An 18,212-nucleotide genomic window follows, 5' to 3' on the forward strand; every position below is an offset into this window, starting at 1 on the left:
TAGGATTTTAGAATTTTTTACAAGATATTATGCTCAAATTTAACAATTTTAACCTCATTAAACATCTTTTTGAAGAGCCTGAGTAAAAAGTCGATTTTATAGAAAAAGGAAACTAATGAGAATTACAAGAAGTTCATTCGGAGATGGTTGCCTAAAGAAACTAGAAAATGATTCCTAAAATAGAGCTCTTCATCGAGAATTAAATTCATATGAATAATTAATATATAGTATGTTGAGTATGGAATAATACATTGTAGCTGTTCAAATATTTCTAGAAATAAATTTGACTTTCCTAATCAATTTGTTTATATCTTATTTCAATCTACTCTATATGCATCCTGTATTCCTAAAACAAGACACAGAAAAACACCCCAAGAATTAGAATTTGAGCTAACTTTTGGGGTTCAGTTCATTAATATAACTAATTGTTTTACAATTGAGAATTAATTATTTTCAACTTTTTCTTCATATTTTGGTCTGATTGTTGTACCTGAATTAATAATGGTACGTTTTTGGACTAGAGGAAGATCGGTACGATTGTAAACAGTACGCCATGGTTCCCAAGCAAGACCTGTTTTTTCTTGAATCTTCACTCGTATATTACGAACGTTTCCTTTAAATTGAAGTTCAGTTTGGAAGCCAGCAGTTCTGTTCTGACCGTTATGCTCCCACTGACGTGAACGAATACTTTCAATACCATCCTTATCGTAAGTCACTTCATCCCAGTAAACATAGTAACGAGCAATATAAGCTCCCTTATGTTGTAAATTGAGGTAACCATTTTTGTATGAAGTCACTTTTGTTTCAATGTAGTCTGTATTACTTTGAATTGTAGCTACTTGATTATCTTTCAAAAATGCAGTTTTGTAAGAAATTGGAACAGCAGGGTTTTGTGTACTAAAAGTAGCTCCTTCTTGAATCAATTTCTTCAAGTCTTCTACCGTACCTGTTACAACGCGTGCAGCACCATCAGCATTGCCACCTACAATTGAAACTGTTACTGTTGTATTTTTCAAGACACGCGCCCATTCAGATTCAGCTTTAATAGGTACTCCCTTGATTACAGCATTGATTGCTGCTTTCAATTCTGTACTCTTGCTTGTTGTTTCAAACTTAACATACATTTGACGTCCGTATGACACGCTTGATACATACACAGGAGGAGTATTTTCGTCAATTCCACGTTCTTTCAATTGATCAACTGTTACTCCTGGAGCAAATACATCTGATGGATTTTTTGGAGCATCAAAGTTTGCAGTATAGTAAATTTGTTTAAAATCAACTACCTCAATTTGTTTTTCACCTTTGTTAACAGCTTCAAAGTCAATTTTTAAATTAACCCCAACTTTTTCAAAGTCACTTCCAAATTTCGCTTTCAATTGATTCATGCTGTAAGCAGACGTTGATTCGTACTGCATACGTGCTGGAGCAGGATTTTTCGCAGCATATTTTTCATGCCAACGATTTAACAGAGTATTCACACCTTCTTGCATACCACTTGCAGTTGGATTAGCATCTACATAGCTATCTCCGCCTACCATTCCTGGTAAATCAACACTGATTCTACCTTTGCTACGATCTAAACTAATTTGTTGTGGTTTATTTTCTAGAAGGTCTTGATTGGCTTTAAACAAAGCACCTAGGTAAATATCTCCATTGCTATTAATAGCAACATCAGCATGACTACTAGAAAGGTTCTTCTTCACTTTTTCTACAACTACAAATTCACTGCCTTGTTGTTTTGTACTTGTATTCATGTAATTTTCAATTGCCTCGCCTCGTCTAGTTAAAATATTTGTTTTATCATAATTCAAACCAAACAAATATTTATTTAGTTCTGCAGTAAAATCTGTTTTAACTTTGTTTTCTGTTTTCTTACTTTCTACTACTTTTTCTTCTTTTACAGAACGATATACTTCAACTTCTGCTAAACTAAGAGGAGTTTTAGATTTATTTAATTCAATTTTGACATATCGTGCATTATCTCCTGAGAATTGAACATCAACTGTTGGTTGGCTATTTAAACTATCAACATGTTTACGAGCTACTTCATTCCCATCTTTATCCAATAAAATAACATCGAAATTAGATAAACGATTCGCTACATCACCATCTCCACGATTGTAAATACGAACAGTTCCTACTGCTTCTTCTTTCTCTAAATCAACTTTCCACCAAGAATGATCTTGAAAATCTGTATGGGTAACGGAACGGTGGTTCCATGCGTTATCTCGATTTCCATCAACCGCTCTAGAAGCTTCTCCTCCATAGGCAATTGAACTTTGACTTGCAGGTTTATGAGAAGCAATATTTTCACCAGAAACTGCAGCTACACTTGGCTCTGTTGCTTTTACTACATTCGTTTGAAAAATTAGCCCAGAACCTAGCAAAAATGTTGCAATGGCAACACCACATACTCCAACACTACGTTTACGAATAGAAAAACGAAATCCTTTATCTTGTTTGTTTTGAGACATACAAAACTCCTTTTATATTTAAACGAACTATTTCTTGAACGCGTTCTCTTGAAACAATAATATTATAACAAAAAAACAAATCCTCTGCAATCCTTTTCCTTGAAAAAATTAATTTTTATTACTTTCATTCGAATATTTTTTGTATATTAACATATTCATTTTTATCGAAAAAGATCTCTATATATGAAAGTCTCAAAAATCAAAAATAAACGCATATTATCAAGTGTTTCATAAACTTAATAATATGCGTTTTGTCATGGAAACATTTACTTCATTTTCTCCGAAAATTGTGTTCTATACAGCATCTTACATCTGTATATATAATCATATATAACTTGTAAAATCTATCTCCATGAAGATTCCTGAACGAAAACTTTTTCATTGTTTTTACTATTAGTTAGATTCTAGTTCTGTATAAACTTCCTGAAGATAGGCATCAAAAACTTCTTCATCAGAAATCGTGTCAGAGATGAAGCTACCGTTGCTAGTTCGTTCTGACAAATTCAAGTCTTGTAATCGGCTTTCATAGATTGTTCCTTTGTTAGATTGGACAAGCAGAGTTTGGTCATTCCCATCCACTTCTGTACTGAAGAGGTCACTAACGAATCCTTGCTCTACAACTGCACCTGCCAAGAAAACTCGATGTGGTTTGTTTTTTAACTCACGTAAAACTTGTAATCCTCGTTTGGCACGGCTGGTTGCTGGAATTTCCTCGATGGAAACACGTTTCAAACTTCCACGCTGAGTCAAGAGGTAGAAAGATGAGGTGTTACAGATAAAGGCAGATTGGAGGACATCATCTTCTTTCAAGTTCATAGCCTTGACACCTGCCGCCTTGGCACCAACAACTGGAACCTCTTCGATATTGAAACGAAGGGCATATCCGTTTCGACTAATCAAGAGAACATCATCCAGTTTAATCGGAGCTACTGCTACAACCTGGTCTGTCTCGTCTTTGAGCTTAGCATACTTAACCGACTTAGACTTATATGTTCGCCATGGAGTGAATTCTTTTCGTTCTACACGCTTGATTTGACCGAGACGAGTGGCTGCAAAGTAGGTTATCGCATCATCAAACTGATCCACGACTTCCACATAAAGGACTTCTTCGTTAGTTTCAAAATTTGTAATGGTCTGACTTAGATGCTCACCGATATCCTTCCAACGAATATCGGCTAATTCATGAATTGGTCGATAAATGACATTTCCAAGACTTGTGAACATCAAGAGGTGCTGGGTTGTCTTGGCAGCTTGAACAAAAATCAAACGATCGTCATCACGTTTGCCAATTTCTTCCAGCGTTGAAGCCGCAAAGGAACGTGGACTGGTACGCTTGATGTAACCTGCCTTGGTCACGCTGACGTAGGTATCTTCCTCAGCAATCAAACTAGCTGTATCAATCTCGATTACTTTTGCAGTATCTTCCAAAGTACTCAAACGTGGAGTCGCAAATTTCTTCTTGACCTCACGAAGCTCTTTCTTCATAAGATTGTACATAGTTCGTTCATCACCGATAATCGCCGCAAGCATGGCAATCTTCTCACGAAGTTCTGCTTCTTCCTCCTGCAAAACAACCACGTCTGTATTGGTCAAACGGTAAAGCTGCAAGGTAACGATGGCCTCAGCCTGCTCTTCTGTAAAATCATAGCTAATCTTGAGATTTTCCTTGGCGTCAGCTTTATTCTCAGAAGCGCGGATAAGGGCAATAACTTCGTCCAAAATTGAAATCACGCGAATCAAACCTTCGACGATATGGAGACGCTTCTCAGCCTTTTCCTTGTCAAAGCGGGAACGGGCCAAAATCACTTCACGACGGTGGGCGATGTAGCTAGATAAGATTGGGACAATCCCAACCTGACGAGGTGTGAAATTGTCAATCGCCACCATGTTAAAATTGTAGTTAATTTGCAGGTCAGTGTATTTGAAGAGATAGTTAAGAACGAGCTCGGTGTTAGCATCTTTCTTGAGTTCGATAGCAATACGAAGACCGTCACGGTCAGACTCATCACGAACCTCAGCAATGCCTGCCACCTTGTTATTGACACGGACATCATCGATTTTCTTGACTAGATTGGCTTTATTGATTTCATAAGGAATCTCAGTGATAACGATTTGTTCCTTACCACCTTTTAGCTTTTCAATTTCAGTCTTAGAACGAACAACTACGCGCCCTTTCCCAGTTTCATAGGCCTTCTTGATTTCGTCACGTCCCTGGATAATCGCCCCTGTAGGGAAGTCTGGCCCAGGCAAAAATTCCATAAGTTTGTCAACTTTGGCAGTTGGATGGTCAATCATGTAAACCGCAGCATCAATGACCTCAGCTAAATTATGGGGAGGAATGTCTGTGGCATAACCGGCTGAAATACCAGTAGATCCATTGACTAAGAGGTTTGGAAAGGCTGCTGGTAAGACAGTTGGTTCTTTCTCAGTATCGTCAAAGTTCCAAGCAAAGGGAACTGTCTTTTTCTCGATATCCTGAAGAAGGTAGCCTGCAATCTCAGACAAACGTGCCTCAGTATAACGCATGGCCGCAGGCGGATCCCCGTCCATGGAACCGTTATTACCGTGCATTTCGACCAAAATCTCACGGTTTTTCCAATCCTGAGACATACGAACCATGGCATCATAGATGGAGCTGTCACCGTGTGGGTGGAAATTCCCCATGATGTTCCCGACTGACTTGGCCGACTTACGGTAGCTCTTGTCAAAAGTATTGCCATCCTTATTCATCGAATAAAGGATACGGCGCTGAACCGGCTTCAAGCCATCACGAATATCTGGCAAAGCCCGATCTTGAATAATGTACTTGGAGTAGCGACCAAAGCGCTCTCCCATGATGTCCTCTAGGGACATGTTTTGAATGTTAGACATAAGATACAAAGGGACGATTCGGCTTGCCGAAAATTTCTGTAGAAAAATAGGAAATTGATGCGGGGTTCGATGACCCCAAGGCGATTTATCCTTTTTCTTAAGTCTTAGTCCCGTGTTTAGTTACAATAAGTAACCAAACGACCCTTTCTATAGTTTAAAGTGTTTAAAATTTATTGATTCGGTTAGTATTAAGGAATTTCACACAGCATTTAGGGCGTGTTCAACTCCTTTCGAAAAATGGAGAGTAAATATTATGGAAAAAGAAAAAATATAGAGTAAGTGAGTTTTATCCAATTCCTGTATCGTCATTTCCACTTGAAATGTCTACTCCACAAATCCTCGTTTATACTTGATATGACTGGCTATATTGCTATCTACATCTTTCTTATCCCAAAGTTGAAGTTCCCATGGGTAGTAAAAATTACTTTTATTTTTAAAATAGATATGAATACCGACATAGCCATCTTTATCACGTAAATACCAGTTTTTTAGTCCGTACATCTCTTGCCAATCATCTAATTTCTCCATGACTTGAGCAATCTCTTTGGAACTTAAAATCATACGAGCACCAAAAATATCATTAAGAATAGAATTCACAGGATAGCCCTCTTGACGCTCGGAAAAACGTGTAATTTTATCTAAAATAGACTCAGAAGTTTTGACACGATAAACATAGGCAATATCTTGGACATCCGCTTTCATCAGATAGTCATTAATTGACTCATGTAAATTCAGACGGTAGGCCAAAATCGCTTTAGTCGGAACTTTTGAAAAGGTATGCTTGAGATTGATTTTTTCCACCTTACCCGTTTCAAAATAATCTTTAGAATATTCTAGATGAATACGATTAATTTCTGTAATAAGGCGTTCCACTTTTTCAATCATGAGTCTTCTCCTCTCGCTTTTTCATTTTCTAGCTATTCCCAAACTTCTTCACTCTTTCCTCAGCATACTCAATCATCTTCTCAGCCACTTCTTTATCGTAGTCAAACCCCATCTTTTTAGCAAGGAATTGAGCCTCTTGGTGGAAAAGTTCCATCGTAGCAAACAAAGACTGAGTGATTTTGTCTAAACTGGAGAAATCAACTAGACTTGAGAATTCTTTCTCTTTCGTATTAGGTAAATAGTTAAAAAGATACTTATAATTCTTGCCGACGTCTACTTTTCCCTCATCAGCTGCAACTTGCCAAGCCAAGACCTTTAGGAGTTCTTGTTGACAAATGCCGTAGAGATGATCCGTCGCATAGATGACTTGATGGCGACAGATTCCTTTGACCACGTAGGCTGACACCCACCAAAATTCATTGCAGGAATTTTTAAAATCTGTCTCAGTAGCTGGATGTATCCAGAAACGCTTTGGACTGGGAGAATATGACTCAAACAAGCCCTTCTCATCTTCTAAAACAGTGAATCCTGCTTCACTATCCACCCATTCTTGAATGTGTTCTTTAGGGCAGAGGGTCAAATCGATACGATTGCCATCTTCAAAGAGCATGAGATAGAGACGACGATTACCAAGACTAACTTCTTGCTCGATAATGCGTCCCCCGAAATAGGTCAACCAAGAAAGGTCACTCGTCAGATTATCCAAATCATCCACAATATAGACCACATCGTAGTCTTGAAATTCATCTTTTGGGACATTTAGGCAAGTCCGTGAACCAGACATAGCGACAGCTTTGACTTGTAAAGTTTTGGCTGTTTGTAAAATCACATCGAGCATTTCTGTTTCAGTTCTCATGTTGATAACCTATATGTCTTTACTCTGATACAGAACAATTTTATTTTGGTAAACAAACTGTTTTCTAAATCACTTCTTAAGACTGTCGCCATTCATCATAAGCCTCGATATCTGTTTTCACCATTGATAAACAAAGTCCAATTACTGCCACATCATCTAAATGTCCTACAAACGGAATAAAATCAGGAATAATATCTACTGGAGACAAAACATAAATAAGTGCACTCATAATTGCCAAAATCGTTCCATAAGGAACTGTAGTGTATTTCCCTTCCACATAATGTTTAATCAACGAAATCATAATCGGGATGACAGAAAATTCTTCTCCTACTAATGGCATTTCTTTTATTTTTTGCTCCAATCGATATAAAAAATCATCTAATTCATCTTTATTATTTAATAAAGCCTCAGATTTTCTATAACCACTTTCAAGAGCTTCTTTCACTTGTTCTTCGTTAATATTGTTAGACATTCTTATTTCTCCATTTGATTTTATATATTAATTTTACAATCTTCAAAACACTGTTGCTTCTTCCAGCGTAAATTTGACATTGTCCTCAATCCACTTACGGCGTGGTTCAACCTTATCACCCATGAGGACATTGACGCGACGTTCGGCGCGGGCTAGGTCTTCGATGGTGACACGTATGAGGGTACGAGTTTCTGGATTCATGGTTGTTTCCCAGAGCTGGTCCGCATTCATCTCACCAAGACCTTTGTAGCGTTGGAGAGTAGCGCCTTTACCGAACTGTTTACGAAGCTCTTCTAACTCACCGTCCGTCCAAGCATAGGCCACTTCTTCTTTCTTGCCTTTTCCTTTTGACATCTTGTAAAGAGGCGGAAGGGCGATATAAACATGACCTGCCTCGACTAAAGGACGCATGTAGCGGTAGAAAAATGTCAAGAGCAAGGTCTGGATATGGGCACCATCGGTATCCGCATCGGTCATGATAATGATCTTGTCATAGTTGGCATCTTCAATAGAGAAGTCTGCTCCCACACCCGCACCTATGGTATAAATCATAGTGTTGATTTCCTCATTTTTGAGAATATCCGCCATCTTGGCCTTGGCTGTATTGATAACCTTACCACGAAGGGACAAGATTGCCTGGAACTTGCGGTCACGGCCTTGTTTGGCAGAACCACCGGCAGAATCTCCCTCGACTAGATAGAGTTCATTTTTTGCAGGATTCTTAGACTGAGCAGGTGTCAATTTACCCGACAACAAGCCCTTATCTTTCTTATTTTTCTTCCCATTTCGGCTCTCATCACGCGCCTTACGTGCTGCTTCGCGAGCATCACGCGCCTTGATAGCCTTGCGGATGAGGTTAGAAGCCAATTCCCCATTTTCCATAAGGAAGAAGGTCAACTTATCAGCCACAATTCCATCCACAACCGGACGGGCTAGTGGGCTTCCCAGTTTATCCTTGGTTTGACCTTCAAACTGCAAATGTTCTTCAGGAACTAAGATAGAAAGAACGGCTGCTAATCCCTCACGATAGTCGGAACCTTCTAGATTTTTATCTTTTTCCTTGAGAAGACCTGTCTTACGCGCATAGTCATTCATGACTTTGGTAATGGCAGACTTGAGTCCTGTCTCATGAGTTCCACCGTCTTTGGTACGAACGTTATTGACAAAGGACAGAATGTTATCTGAAAATCCATCATTATACTGAAGGGCAACTTCCACTTGGAAACCATTATCTTCCCCTTCAAAGTAGAGAACTGGTGTCAAGGTTTCCTTGTCTTCGTTTAGATAAGAAACAAAGTCCTGTACCCCATTCTCATAGTGGAACTCAATCGCTTCCTCTGTACGCTTGTCCGTCAAAGACAAGGTCACATTTTTCAAGAGAAAGGCTGACTCATTGAGACGTTCTGAAATGGTATTGTACTTGAAGTCTGTCGTAGAAAAGATGGTCGCATCAGGCATAAACGTAACTTTGGTACCTGTTTTAGACTTGGGCGCTGTACCGATTTTCTTCAAGGTAGTGACAGGTTTTCCACCATTTTCAAAACGTTGCTTATAGATTGCCCCATCACGGGTGATTTCAACCTCCAGCCAACTTGAAAGAGCGTTAACAACGGAAGAACCAACCCCGTGGAGACCACCAGAAGTCTTGTATCCACCTTGACCGAATTTCCCTCCTGCATGGAGAATGGTAAAGATAACCTCAACTGTTGGAATTCCCATAGCGTGCATACCTGTCGGCATACCACGACCATGGTCTTGCACAGTCAAACTCCCGTCTTTATTGATGGTCACATCAATACGGTCACCAAACCCAGACAAGGCTTCATCGACTGCATTATCAACGATTTCCCAGACTAGGTGGTGGAGCCCAGCGCCATCGGTCGATCCGATATACATCCCTGGACGTTTACGGACCGCATCCAACCCTTCTAGCACCTGAATGGCATCATCATTATAATTGTTAATATTGATTTCCTTTTTTGACACAAGGAACCTCCTATTCGTTCATCTTTACTATTCTACAGGTTTTCCAAGGATTTTGCAAAATTTTTCTTTCTCCGGTGTGACAATTTCAGAAGAGATTCTCTGCCTTTCTTCTCCATTTCATGATATAATAGGAGTATGATTACAATAGTTTTATTAATCCTAGCCTATCTGCTGGGTTCGATTCCGTCTGGTCTCTGGATTGGACAAGTATTCTTTCAAATCAATCTGCGAGAACATGGTTCTGGTAATACAGGGACAACCAATACCTTCCGCATCTTAGGAAAGAAAGCAGGGATGGCAACCTTTGTGATTGACTTTTTCAAAGGGACTCTAGCAACGCTACTTCCGATTATGTTTCATCTTCAAGGTGTTTCACCTCTCATCTTTGGACTTTTGGCTGTTATTGGACATACCTTTCCTATCTTTGCAGGATTTAAAGGTGGTAAGGCTGTCGCAACCAGTGCTGGAGTGATTTTCGGATTTGCACCTATCTTCTGTCTCTACCTTGCGGTTGTTTTCTTTGGAACCCTCTATCTAGGCAGTATGATTTCACTGTCTAGTGTCACAGCATCTAGCGCAGCTGTTATCGGAGTTCTACTCTTTCCACTTTTTGGTTTTATCCTGAATAACTACGACCCTCTCTTCATCGCTATTATCCTAGCACTCGCTAGCTTGATTATCATTCGTCATAAGGATAATATCACACGCATCCAAAATAAAACTGAAAATCTTGTCCCTTGGGGATTAAACTTAACTCATCAAGATCCTAAAAAATAAAACGCCAGTTTGAACAGAACTGACGTTTTTTGTATGCTTATTTTGACTTGATATAGTTGATACCATCTGCTTTTGGTGCAACTGCTTTTCCAAAGAAGGCTGCCAAGACAAGAATGGTCAAAACATAAGGTGCGATTTGAAGGTAAACCGCAGGCACTCCTTGTAGGAATGGCAATTGAGAACCGATAACAGCCAAACTTTGTGAAAGCCCAAAGAAGAGACTAGATAGCATGGCTCCGATTGGATTCCATTTTCCAAAAATCATCGCAGCAAGGGCGATAAATCCAGGTCCAACAATAGTTGTCACTGAGAAGTTAACTGAGATGGATTGAGCATAAATCGCTCCCCCAATTCCACCTAGGAAACCTGAAATGATAACCCCTAGATATCTCATCTTGTAGACATTGATTCCCAAAGTATCCGCTGCTTGAGGATGTTCACCTACAGAGCGGAGACGAAGACCAAAGCGGGTCTTGAAGAGGATAAACCAAGCAAGGAAGGAGAAGGCAATCGCGATATAACCAAGCAGACTTGTTGATTTGAAGAAGATATCACCAATCACTGGGATATTAGCTAAGACTGGGAAGTCAAAGCGTCCGAAAGTCTGGCTTAGGTTATCTGTTTGTCCTTTATTATAAAGCACTTTCACTAAGAAAACAGCCAAGGCAGGCGCCATCAAGTTCAATACTGTACCGCTGACAACATGGTCTGCACGGAAATGAACTGTTGCTGCTGCGTGGATGATAGAAAAGATTCCCCCTACCACTCCTGCTACAAGCAAAGATAGCCATGGAGTTGCTGCTCCAAATTGTTCTGCAAATTCAAGGTTAAAGACGACTCCAGAAAAGGCACCCATAACCATAATTCCTTCAAGACCGACGTTTACCACACCACCACGTTCAGAGAAAACACCACCAATACTTGTAAAGATGAGGGGCGCTGAGTAAATCAGCATAGAAGACACCAAGAGGGTGAGCAAGGTTGTAATAGACATCTTTACTTACCTCCTTTAACTTGTTTTTTCGGTTTGACAAAGCGTTCGATAAGGTAATGAACACTGACAAAGAAGATAATAGACGCTGTTACAATGCTGACAAGCTCAGACGGTACCTGCGCCGCATTCATACCAGGGGCTCCAACTTGGAGAACACCAAATAGGAAGGCTGCAAAGAGAATACCAATTGGTGAGTTGGCTGCAAGCAGACTAACCGCCATCCCGTTAAATCCGACAGCTAATGATGCCCCTTGAACGTAGACGTTCTGGAAGGTTCCAAGTCCTTCAACGGCTCCACCAAGACCAGCCAAGGCACCTGAGATAATCATTGATAGGATAATCGTTCGTTTGGCAGAAATACCAGCATATTCTGAAGCATGTGGATTAAGACCAACTGCACGAATTTCAAAACCAAGAGTTGTTTTCTTGAGCATGAACCAAATGACTGCAACGGCAATGATGGCAAAGAAAATACCAATATTCATCCGCGAGTTACCAGTCAACTCAGCTAACCAAGGTGTCTGATAGGTTGCATTAGCCCCAACACGAATGGTCGAATCTGTACTTTGCATGAAGTCTTTAGGGAAGGCATGGATAAAGGCATTCCCTACATACAAGACAATGTAGTTCATCATGATGGTTACGATAACCTCTGACGTCCCTAGATAGGCTCTAAGAATACCTGGAATCGCGCCAACAATCCCTCCAGCAATCAAGGCAATCACGATAGTTGCTAGAATCATCAAGGGACGTGGCATATCTGGATGCGACAAGGCAAACCAACCACTGAGAATCCAACCAGCCAAAGCCTGACCAGGAAGCCCGACGTTAAAGAAACCTGCACGACTGGCAACAGCAAAACCAAGACCAATCAAGACCAAAGGCCCCATAGCACGGAAGATTTCACCAATCCCACGCAGGCTACCAAAGGCTGTATAGAACAATTCTTCATAGCCCCAAATAGCATCATAACCGAAGATCCACATGACAATGGCTCCGAGTAAAATTCCTAGGAAGACAGAAATCAAGGGAACCGAAATTTGTTGTAATTTTTTAGACATCACTCTTCTCCTTTCCCAAGTTTCCACCAGCCATCAAGACACCAAGTTCTTGTTTATTGGTTGTTTCTGGTGATACAATACCTTGAATCTTACCATCGTGGATAACGGCAATACGGTCTGAGACGTTTAAAATCTCATCCAATTCAAAGCTGACAACAAGGACAGCCTTGCCATTATCACGCTCTTCAATCAAGCGCTTGTGGATATATTCAATGGCACCGACATCCAACCCACGAGTTGGCTGGCTGACGATAAGGAGATCAGGATCACGATCAATTTCACGAGCAATAATTGCTTTTTGTTGATTTCCTCCTGAGAGTGCAGCTGCAGGAACAAATTCACTTGCAGCACGAACATCAAACTCTTCCATTAGCTTTTTAGCATAAGAAGTGATATTTGAATAGTTCAAAATTCCATTTTTACTATGTGGTTCTTTGTAGTAGGTTTGAAGGGCAATATTTTCAGAAATCATCATTTCCAAAATCAAACCATCACGGTGACGGTCTTCTGGAACGTGCCCAACACTCAACTCTGTAATCTGACGTGGGTGCAAGCCTACAATTGAATCTCCTTTTAGCTCGATGCTACCAGATTCAACCTTGCGAAGACCTGTAATGGCTTGAATCAGTTCAGACTGACCATTTCCATCAATCCCCGCAATACCGACAATCTCTCCAGCACGAACATCCAAGGACAGATTTTTAACAGCTGGAACACCGCGGTTTTCATTGACCACCAAGTCTTTAATAGACAAGACCACTTCTTTTGGTTGAGAGGATTGCTTCTCTGTTTTAAAGGAAACAGAACGTCCCACCATCATTTCTGCTAAATCAGCATTGGTAGCTCCTGCGATTTCTACAGTTTCAATTGATTTCCCACGACGGATAACTGTAACGCGGTCAGAAACTGCGCGAATCTCGTCCAACTTGTGGGTAATCAAGATAATTGATTTCCCTTCTTTGACAAGATTTTTCATAATAGCCATTAACTCATCAATTTCTGATGGAGTCAAAACGGCCGTTGGTTCGTCAAAGATAAGGATATCAGCCCCCCGATAAAGGGTTTTTAAAATTTCTACACGTTGTTGGGCTCCAACTGAGATATCTGCTACCTTGGCAGAAGGGTCAACAGCTAAGCCATAACGTTCAGAAAGAGCTTTGATTTCTTTGCTAGCTCCAGCAATATCTAGCACACCATTTTTAGTTAATTCACTACCTAAAATAATGTTTTCAGCCACCGTGAAAGCCTCTACCAACATAAAGTGCTGGTGAACCATTCCAATTCCCAAGCTAGCTGCTTTAGATGGTGAGTCGAGGTTGACAACTTGACCGTTGACCGCAATTTCACCACTGGTTGGTTCAAGAAGCCCTGCTAACATGTTCATTAGTGTGGACTTACCAGCCCCATTTTCTCCTAAAAGTGCATGAATTTCACCTTTTCGTAGGTGCAGGTTGATTTTGTCGTTGGCAACAAAGTCACCAAACACCTTGGTAATATCACGCATCTCAATGACATTTTCGTGTGCCATGTGCTCTTCCTTTCAGAGTCTTATTTTATTTCAATAAAACTTGCTAATTTCTCTAGTAGCAAGCTTTACTGAGACAAAATGACTTTGTCTCAACTCTTAAAAAGCGGCCGATGGCCGCTTCCTAAGAAATAACTTCCATCCATTATTTTTCAGGAACTTTTACGCTTCCATCAAGGATTTTAGCTTTAGCATCTTCGACAGCTTTTTTACCTTCTTCTGAAAGGTTTGTTACTGCCAAGTCAACCCCTTTATCCTTCAATGAGTAAACGATCACTTGACCGCCAGGGAATTCACCTTTTTCTGCCTTGTTAGAAATATCTTTTACAGTTGTACCAACTTGTTTCAAAGTAGATGCAAGAACAAAGTTTGATTCTTTGCCATCTTTAGAAGTGTATTTACCTTCTGCTTCTTGGTCACGGTCAACACCGATAACCCAAACTTTTTCATTTTCAGGACGGCTCTCGTTGAGTGATTTTGCTTCTGCAAAGACACCTGCACCTGTACCACCAGCTACTTGGTAAACAATATCTGCACCAGCTGCGTATTGTGCAGCTGCAATTGTTTTACCTTTCGCAGCATCACCAAATGAACCAGCGTAGTCAACTTGTACTTTGATAGATGGGTCTACTGACGCAACACCAGCCTTGAATCCTGCTTCAAAACGAGAGATAACTTCTGACTCCATACCACCTACAAAACCAACTTGTTTTGTTTTAGTTGTTTTTGCTGCAGCTACACCTGCAAGGTAACCTGACTCATTATCAGCGAAAGTTACGCTAGCAACATTTTTTTGATCTTTAATCACATCATCAATCAAGACATAGTTGATATCAGTGTGCTCTTTTGCTGCATCTTTAACTGCATTATTAAGGGCAAAACCAACACCGAAGATTAGGTTGTAACTTCCAGCCGCTTGTTGCAAGTTATTAGCGTAGTCAGCTTCACTTGTTGATTGGAAGTAAGTAAAACCTTTATCTTTTGAAAGATTATGTTCTTTACCCCAGTCTTGCAAACCTTCCCAAGCTGATTGGTTGAATGATTTGTCATCAACACCACCAGTATCAGTGACGATTGCTGCCTTTGTCTTCACATCAGAAGATGAAGCTGCGTTACGAGAAGAGCGGTTACCACATGCAGCAAGTCCAACTGCTGCCACTGCAACTAGACCAAGGCCTAGCCATTGTTTCTTGTTCATTACTGAACCTCCTAAATAAGATGTGCAACGATGTTGCAAGTATGGATTGGTTGGCCACAAGGACCGTGCCACTCAGAGAGCGACTCAGACTAATTTAAGTCTGTAAAAGAGTATGGAAGTAATTCCCCGACCGTCATCTCGACCGTCGATTTATCTTTTGCGACTAAGGTCACTTTTAGATCTTGTTCAAAAAATTCAGCCATCACTTGGCGACAAGCACCACATGGTGAAATTGGTTTTTCAGTTTGTCCATAGACAATCAATTCTGAAAACTCTCTTTGGCCTTCGGATATAGCCTTAAAAATGGCTGTTCTCTCACCGCAGTTTGTCAAAGAATAGCTAGCATTCTCGATATTGACACCTGTATAAATTTTTCCATCCTTTGCCACTAGAACAGCTCCGACTGGAAAATGAGAATAGGGCACATAGGCTTTCTTGCTGGTTTCAATTGCTAGTTCAATCAACTCAGTAGTCGCCATCTGCCAATTCTCCTTTTAAAATGGCTACCCCAGCTGATGTTCCAATACGGGTCGCCCCTGCTTCAACAAAGGCAAGAGTATCTGCATAAGAACGAGCTCCACCAGCAGCCTTGACTCCCATTTCAGGTCCAACTGTTTCACGCATTAATGTAACATCTGCTACCGTCGCGCCACCAGTTGAAAAACCAGTAGATGTTTTGACAAAGTCAGCTCCCGCTTTTTGGGCCAATTGGCAAGCCAAAACTTTTTCTTGGTCTGTCAGCAGGCAAGCTTCAATAATGACTTTCACTAACTTGTCACCACTTGCTTCCACTACTGCACGAATATCCGACTCAACCAAGGATAAATTACCCGATTTGAGAGCTCCAACATTGATCACCATATCAATCTCATCTGCACCATTTTGGATAGCTTCTTTGGTTTCAAAAGCTTTCACAGTTGAAGTTGTTGCTCCCAAGGGGAAACCTACTACTGTGCAGACCTTAACATCTGTGTCTTCAAGCCCTTTCTTAGCATGTTCAACCCAGGTCGGATTAACGCAAACACTGGCAAAATCATACTCCCTAGCCTCAGACAACAAACAATCAATTTGATTTTCTGTTGCATCTTGTTTTAAAAGCGTATGATCGATATATTTATTTAATTTCATATTCGGATTCTCCTGCGGTTTATGAGATAATTTCTATAATTTCTCGTAAACTTTGCACCCTATCATTTATTTTAACATATTTTTGAAAATCTGTAACTAGCTGAGGAGAAATTTTTCCATTTGTGTATACTTTTGCAACAATTTCTCCCTTTTGAACGGAATCTCCAACTTTCTTTTCAAAAACAATTCCTGTTTCATAGTCCAAATCATCAGTCTTGACTGCACGGCCAGCACCAAGTCTCATAGCATAGAGGCCAAATTCCATTGCTGGAAGAGCTGAAATGACACCTGTTTCCTGAGCAGGGATTTCCACCACATGGGCTACATTTACAGGACGATAGAGGTCTTCCAAATCTCCGCCTTGGGCTTGCACCATCTCCTCAAACTTAGCTAGCGCTTGGTCATTTTCAAGATGTTGGTGGACTTCTTCAACTGTCTTGTTTACATTTGCCAGGCCAAGCATAATTTGAGCCAGTTCACAGATGAAGTGGGTAATATCCTGCCGGCCTTGTCCTTGTAAAATCTCCAGTGCTTCAAGGATTTCGAGGCGATTTCCAATTGCTCTTCCCAAGGGTTGGCTCATATCTGTAATCACAGCTACCGTCTTCCGACCAACCGCCTTACCAAGTTCCACCATGGTTTGAGCCAATTCACGCGCCTCATCAACCGTCTTCATGAAGGCACCCTCACCGACAGTCACGTCTAGCAAAATAGCATCCGCCCCTGCTGCGATCTTCTTGCTCATTACCGAACTCGCAATCAAAGGAATCGTATCGACAGTTGCTGTCACATCACGAAGGGCATAGAGAAGCTTGTCGGCTTTGACCAGCTGGTCTGATTGCCCAATGACAGATACTCCAATATCCTGCACCTGTCCAATAAAGTCCTCTTGACTACGTTCTACTTGATAACCCTTAATGGACTCCAATTTATCAATCGTACCGCCCGTATGGCCGAGACCACGACCACTCATTTTTGCCACAGGCACACCAAAACTAGCAACAAGGGGAGCCAAAATCAAGGTTACCTTATCACCAACACCACCCGTAGAATGCTTGTCAACCTTAACCCCATCAATAGCGGATAAATCAAACTCTTGCCCAGTCTGAACCATATTCATAGTTAGATCAGAGATTTCTCGTGTTGTCATTCCTTTGAAATAAACAGCCATAGCAAAGGCAGACATCTGATAATCAGGAACCGTTCCTGACACATAGCCTTCAACTAACCATTCAATTTCACTCGAAGTCAATTCTTGACCGTCTCGTTTTTTTTGGATTAAATCAACTGCTCTCATTCTTTCACACTTCTAAGGATATAGTATCCCTTATCTTTTTTGACGATTTCACAATTGCCAAACACATCTTCCATCTTGGACTTGGCACTTGGAGCCCCTTGTTTTTTCTGAATAACGATAGTCAAATCCCCACCAGGTTCCAAGAAATCTTTACTTTTCTCAATGATTTCATGAACCACTTGCTTGCCTGCACGGATAGGAGGATTGGAAATGACATGGTCAAATTTCCCTTCAACTTGTTCATAGATATTGGACTGGAAAATCGTCGCTTCTACTTTATTTCGTTCAGCATTTTGTCGCGCCAAATCCAAGGCACGATTATTGATATCGACCATGGTCGCCTGAACTCCATAAGCCTTAGCCAAGGACAAACCCAAAGGCCCGTAACCACAGCCTACATCAAGGACAGTTTCTCCTTGGTTGACCTCAAGACACTTGAGCAAGAGTTGACTTCCAAAGTCAACCATTTTTTTGCTAAAAACACCCGCATCCGTCAAAAAGGTCATTTTTTCTCCTAACAAGTCCACTCTCAACTCATGAATATCGTGAGCAGCGTCAGGATTTTCTGCATAATACATTTTACTCATGACACTATTTTACCATAATTTGTCTTAAATTGTAAATCGTTTACAAATTGATAATAAAACGAAAAAGACTGAAGAAAGCTAGTAAGTAAAACCTTTTC

Annotated in this window: 15 protein-coding genes; 1 reads left to right on the forward strand and 14 read right to left on the reverse strand. The window is 40.6% G+C overall.

The features are described from left to right. Positions 1-443: 443 nt before the first annotated feature. The 6 genes from HT717_RS05180 to parE form a co-directional block, all read right to left on the reverse strand. Complete coding sequence (locus tag HT717_RS05180; protein ID WP_173304593.1) at positions 444-2,477, reverse strand: thiol-activated cytolysin family protein; 2,034 nt, start codon at positions 2,475-2,477, stop codon at positions 444-446. A gap of 393 nt (positions 2,478-2,870) precedes the next feature. After that, the gene (gene parC, locus HT717_RS05185; protein WP_173304595.1) at positions 2,871-5,348 is read right to left on the reverse strand and encodes a DNA topoisomerase IV subunit A; all 2,478 of its coding nucleotides are present in this window, start codon (positions 5,346-5,348) and stop codon (positions 2,871-2,873) included. Between the two features lie 324 nt (positions 5,349-5,672). Beyond that, positions 5,673-6,233 (reverse strand): GTP pyrophosphokinase, encoded by a 561-nt coding sequence (locus HT717_RS05190; RefSeq protein ID WP_049540367.1) that lies wholly within the window; start codon positions 6,231-6,233, stop codon positions 5,673-5,675. Positions 6,234-6,261: 28 nt separating this feature from the next. Continuing rightward, a complete protein-coding gene (locus tag HT717_RS05195; RefSeq protein WP_049540369.1) occupies positions 6,262-7,089 on the reverse strand; it encodes an aminoglycoside 6-adenylyltransferase in 828 nt (275 codons plus the stop codon). A gap of 76 nt (positions 7,090-7,165) precedes the next feature. Further along, a complete protein-coding gene (locus tag HT717_RS05200) occupies positions 7,166-7,561 on the reverse strand; it encodes a YkvA family protein (RefSeq protein ID WP_049540370.1) in 396 nt (131 codons plus the stop codon). Between the two features lie 42 nt (positions 7,562-7,603). Further along, a complete protein-coding gene (parE, locus tag HT717_RS05205; protein ID WP_173304597.1) occupies positions 7,604-9,547 on the reverse strand; it encodes a DNA topoisomerase IV subunit B in 1,944 nt (647 codons plus the stop codon). A 135-nt stretch (positions 9,548-9,682) separates the two neighbouring features. On the opposite strand from parE, the gene plsY reads away from it, so the two are divergent. After that, positions 9,683-10,324, forward strand: coding sequence for a glycerol-3-phosphate 1-O-acyltransferase PlsY (gene plsY, locus HT717_RS05210; RefSeq protein ID WP_049540373.1), 642 nt, complete (start codon positions 9,683-9,685; stop codon positions 10,322-10,324). Positions 10,325-10,361: 37 nt separating this feature from the next. Here plsY and HT717_RS05215 read toward each other — a convergent pair whose 3' ends face one another. The 8 genes from HT717_RS05215 to HT717_RS05250 all read right to left on the reverse strand — a co-directional run bounded on the left by HT717_RS05215 (position 10,362) and on the right by HT717_RS05250 (position 18,114). Beyond that, positions 10,362-11,318, reverse strand: coding sequence for an ABC transporter permease (locus tag HT717_RS05215; protein WP_042901140.1), 957 nt, complete (start codon positions 11,316-11,318; stop codon positions 10,362-10,364). Between the two features lie 2 nt (positions 11,319-11,320). Beyond that, on the reverse strand, positions 11,321-12,379 hold the full coding sequence (locus HT717_RS05220; protein ID WP_023942990.1) for an ABC transporter permease: 1,059 nt from the start codon (positions 12,377-12,379) through the stop codon (positions 11,321-11,323). Next, on the reverse strand, positions 12,372-13,907 hold the full coding sequence (locus HT717_RS05225) for an ABC transporter ATP-binding protein (RefSeq protein ID WP_173304599.1): 1,536 nt from the start codon (positions 13,905-13,907) through the stop codon (positions 12,372-12,374). Before HT717_RS05225 ends, HT717_RS05220 begins: the two co-directional genes overlap by 8 nt. Before the next feature lie 142 nt (positions 13,908-14,049). Next, on the reverse strand, positions 14,050-15,102 hold the full coding sequence (locus tag HT717_RS05230; RefSeq protein ID WP_001036140.1) for a BMP family protein: 1,053 nt from the start codon (positions 15,100-15,102) through the stop codon (positions 14,050-14,052). An 89-nt stretch (positions 15,103-15,191) separates the two neighbouring features. Beyond that, complete coding sequence (locus HT717_RS05235; protein ID WP_153196334.1) at positions 15,192-15,581, reverse strand: cytidine deaminase; 390 nt, start codon at positions 15,579-15,581, stop codon at positions 15,192-15,194. Next, positions 15,568-16,230, reverse strand: coding sequence for a deoxyribose-phosphate aldolase (deoC, locus tag HT717_RS05240; RefSeq protein WP_153196331.1), 663 nt, complete (start codon positions 16,228-16,230; stop codon positions 15,568-15,570). The genes HT717_RS05235 and deoC overlap by 14 nt, the downstream gene beginning before the upstream one ends. A gap of 19 nt (positions 16,231-16,249) precedes the next feature. Next, entirely contained in the window at positions 16,250-17,527 is a 1,278-nt protein-coding gene (locus HT717_RS05245) for a pyrimidine-nucleoside phosphorylase (protein WP_173304601.1), read from the reverse strand. After that, positions 17,524-18,114 carry a class I SAM-dependent methyltransferase gene (locus HT717_RS05250; RefSeq protein ID WP_345890442.1) on the reverse strand — a complete coding sequence of 197 codons (591 nt, stop codon included), beginning with the start codon at positions 18,112-18,114 and terminating at the stop codon, positions 17,524-17,526. The genes HT717_RS05245 and HT717_RS05250 overlap by 4 nt, the downstream gene beginning before the upstream one ends. Positions 18,115-18,212 lie beyond the last annotated feature (98 nt).

It is taken from the genome of Streptococcus sp. 959 (genome assembly GCF_013277075.1).
Lineage (GTDB): Bacteria > Bacillota > Bacilli > Lactobacillales > Streptococcaceae > Streptococcus > Streptococcus pseudopneumoniae_C.

What these genes read in the sequence shown, in the direction of transcription:
- HT717_RS05220 (WP_023942990.1), bottom strand. Translation starts at nt 12,379, where the DNA reads ATGTCTAAAAAATTACAACAAATTTCGGTTCCCTTGATTTCTGTCTTC.
- HT717_RS05215 (WP_042901140.1), bottom strand. Translation starts at nt 11,318, where the DNA reads ATGTCTATTACAACCTTGCTCACCCTCTTGGTGTCTTCTATGCTGATT.
- HT717_RS05235 (WP_153196334.1), bottom strand. Translation starts at nt 15,581, where the DNA reads ATGGCGACTACTGAGTTGATTGAACTAGCAATTGAAACCAGCAAGAAA.
- HT717_RS05190 (WP_049540367.1), bottom strand. Translation starts at nt 6,233, where the DNA reads ATGATTGAAAAAGTGGAACGCCTTATTACAGAAATTAATCGTATTCAT.
- plsY (WP_049540373.1), top strand. Translation starts at nt 9,683, where the DNA reads ATGATTACAATAGTTTTATTAATCCTAGCCTATCTGCTGGGTTCGATT.
- HT717_RS05200 (WP_049540370.1), bottom strand. Translation starts at nt 7,561, where the DNA reads ATGTCTAACAATATTAACGAAGAACAAGTGAAAGAAGCTCTTGAAAGT.
- HT717_RS05195 (WP_049540369.1), bottom strand. Translation starts at nt 7,089, where the DNA reads ATGAGAACTGAAACAGAAATGCTCGATGTGATTTTACAAACAGCCAAA.
- HT717_RS05180 (WP_173304593.1), bottom strand. Translation starts at nt 2,477, where the DNA reads ATGTCTCAAAACAAACAAGATAAAGGATTTCGTTTTTCTATTCGTAAA.
- deoC (WP_153196331.1), bottom strand. Translation starts at nt 16,230, where the DNA reads ATGAAATTAAATAAATATATCGATCATACGCTTTTAAAACAAGATGCA.
- HT717_RS05230 (WP_001036140.1), bottom strand. Translation starts at nt 15,102, where the DNA reads ATGAACAAGAAACAATGGCTAGGCCTTGGTCTAGTTGCAGTGGCAGCA.
- HT717_RS05225 (WP_173304599.1), bottom strand. Translation starts at nt 13,907, where the DNA reads ATGGCACACGAAAATGTCATTGAGATGCGTGATATTACCAAGGTGTTT.
- parC (WP_173304595.1), bottom strand. Translation starts at nt 5,348, where the DNA reads ATGTCTAACATTCAAAACATGTCCCTAGAGGACATCATGGGAGAGCGC.
- HT717_RS05245 (WP_173304601.1), bottom strand. Translation starts at nt 17,527, where the DNA reads ATGAGAGCAGTTGATTTAATCCAAAAAAAACGAGACGGTCAAGAATTG.
- HT717_RS05250 (WP_345890442.1), bottom strand. Translation starts at nt 18,114, where the DNA reads ATGAGTAAAATGTATTATGCAGAAAATCCTGACGCTGCTCACGATATT.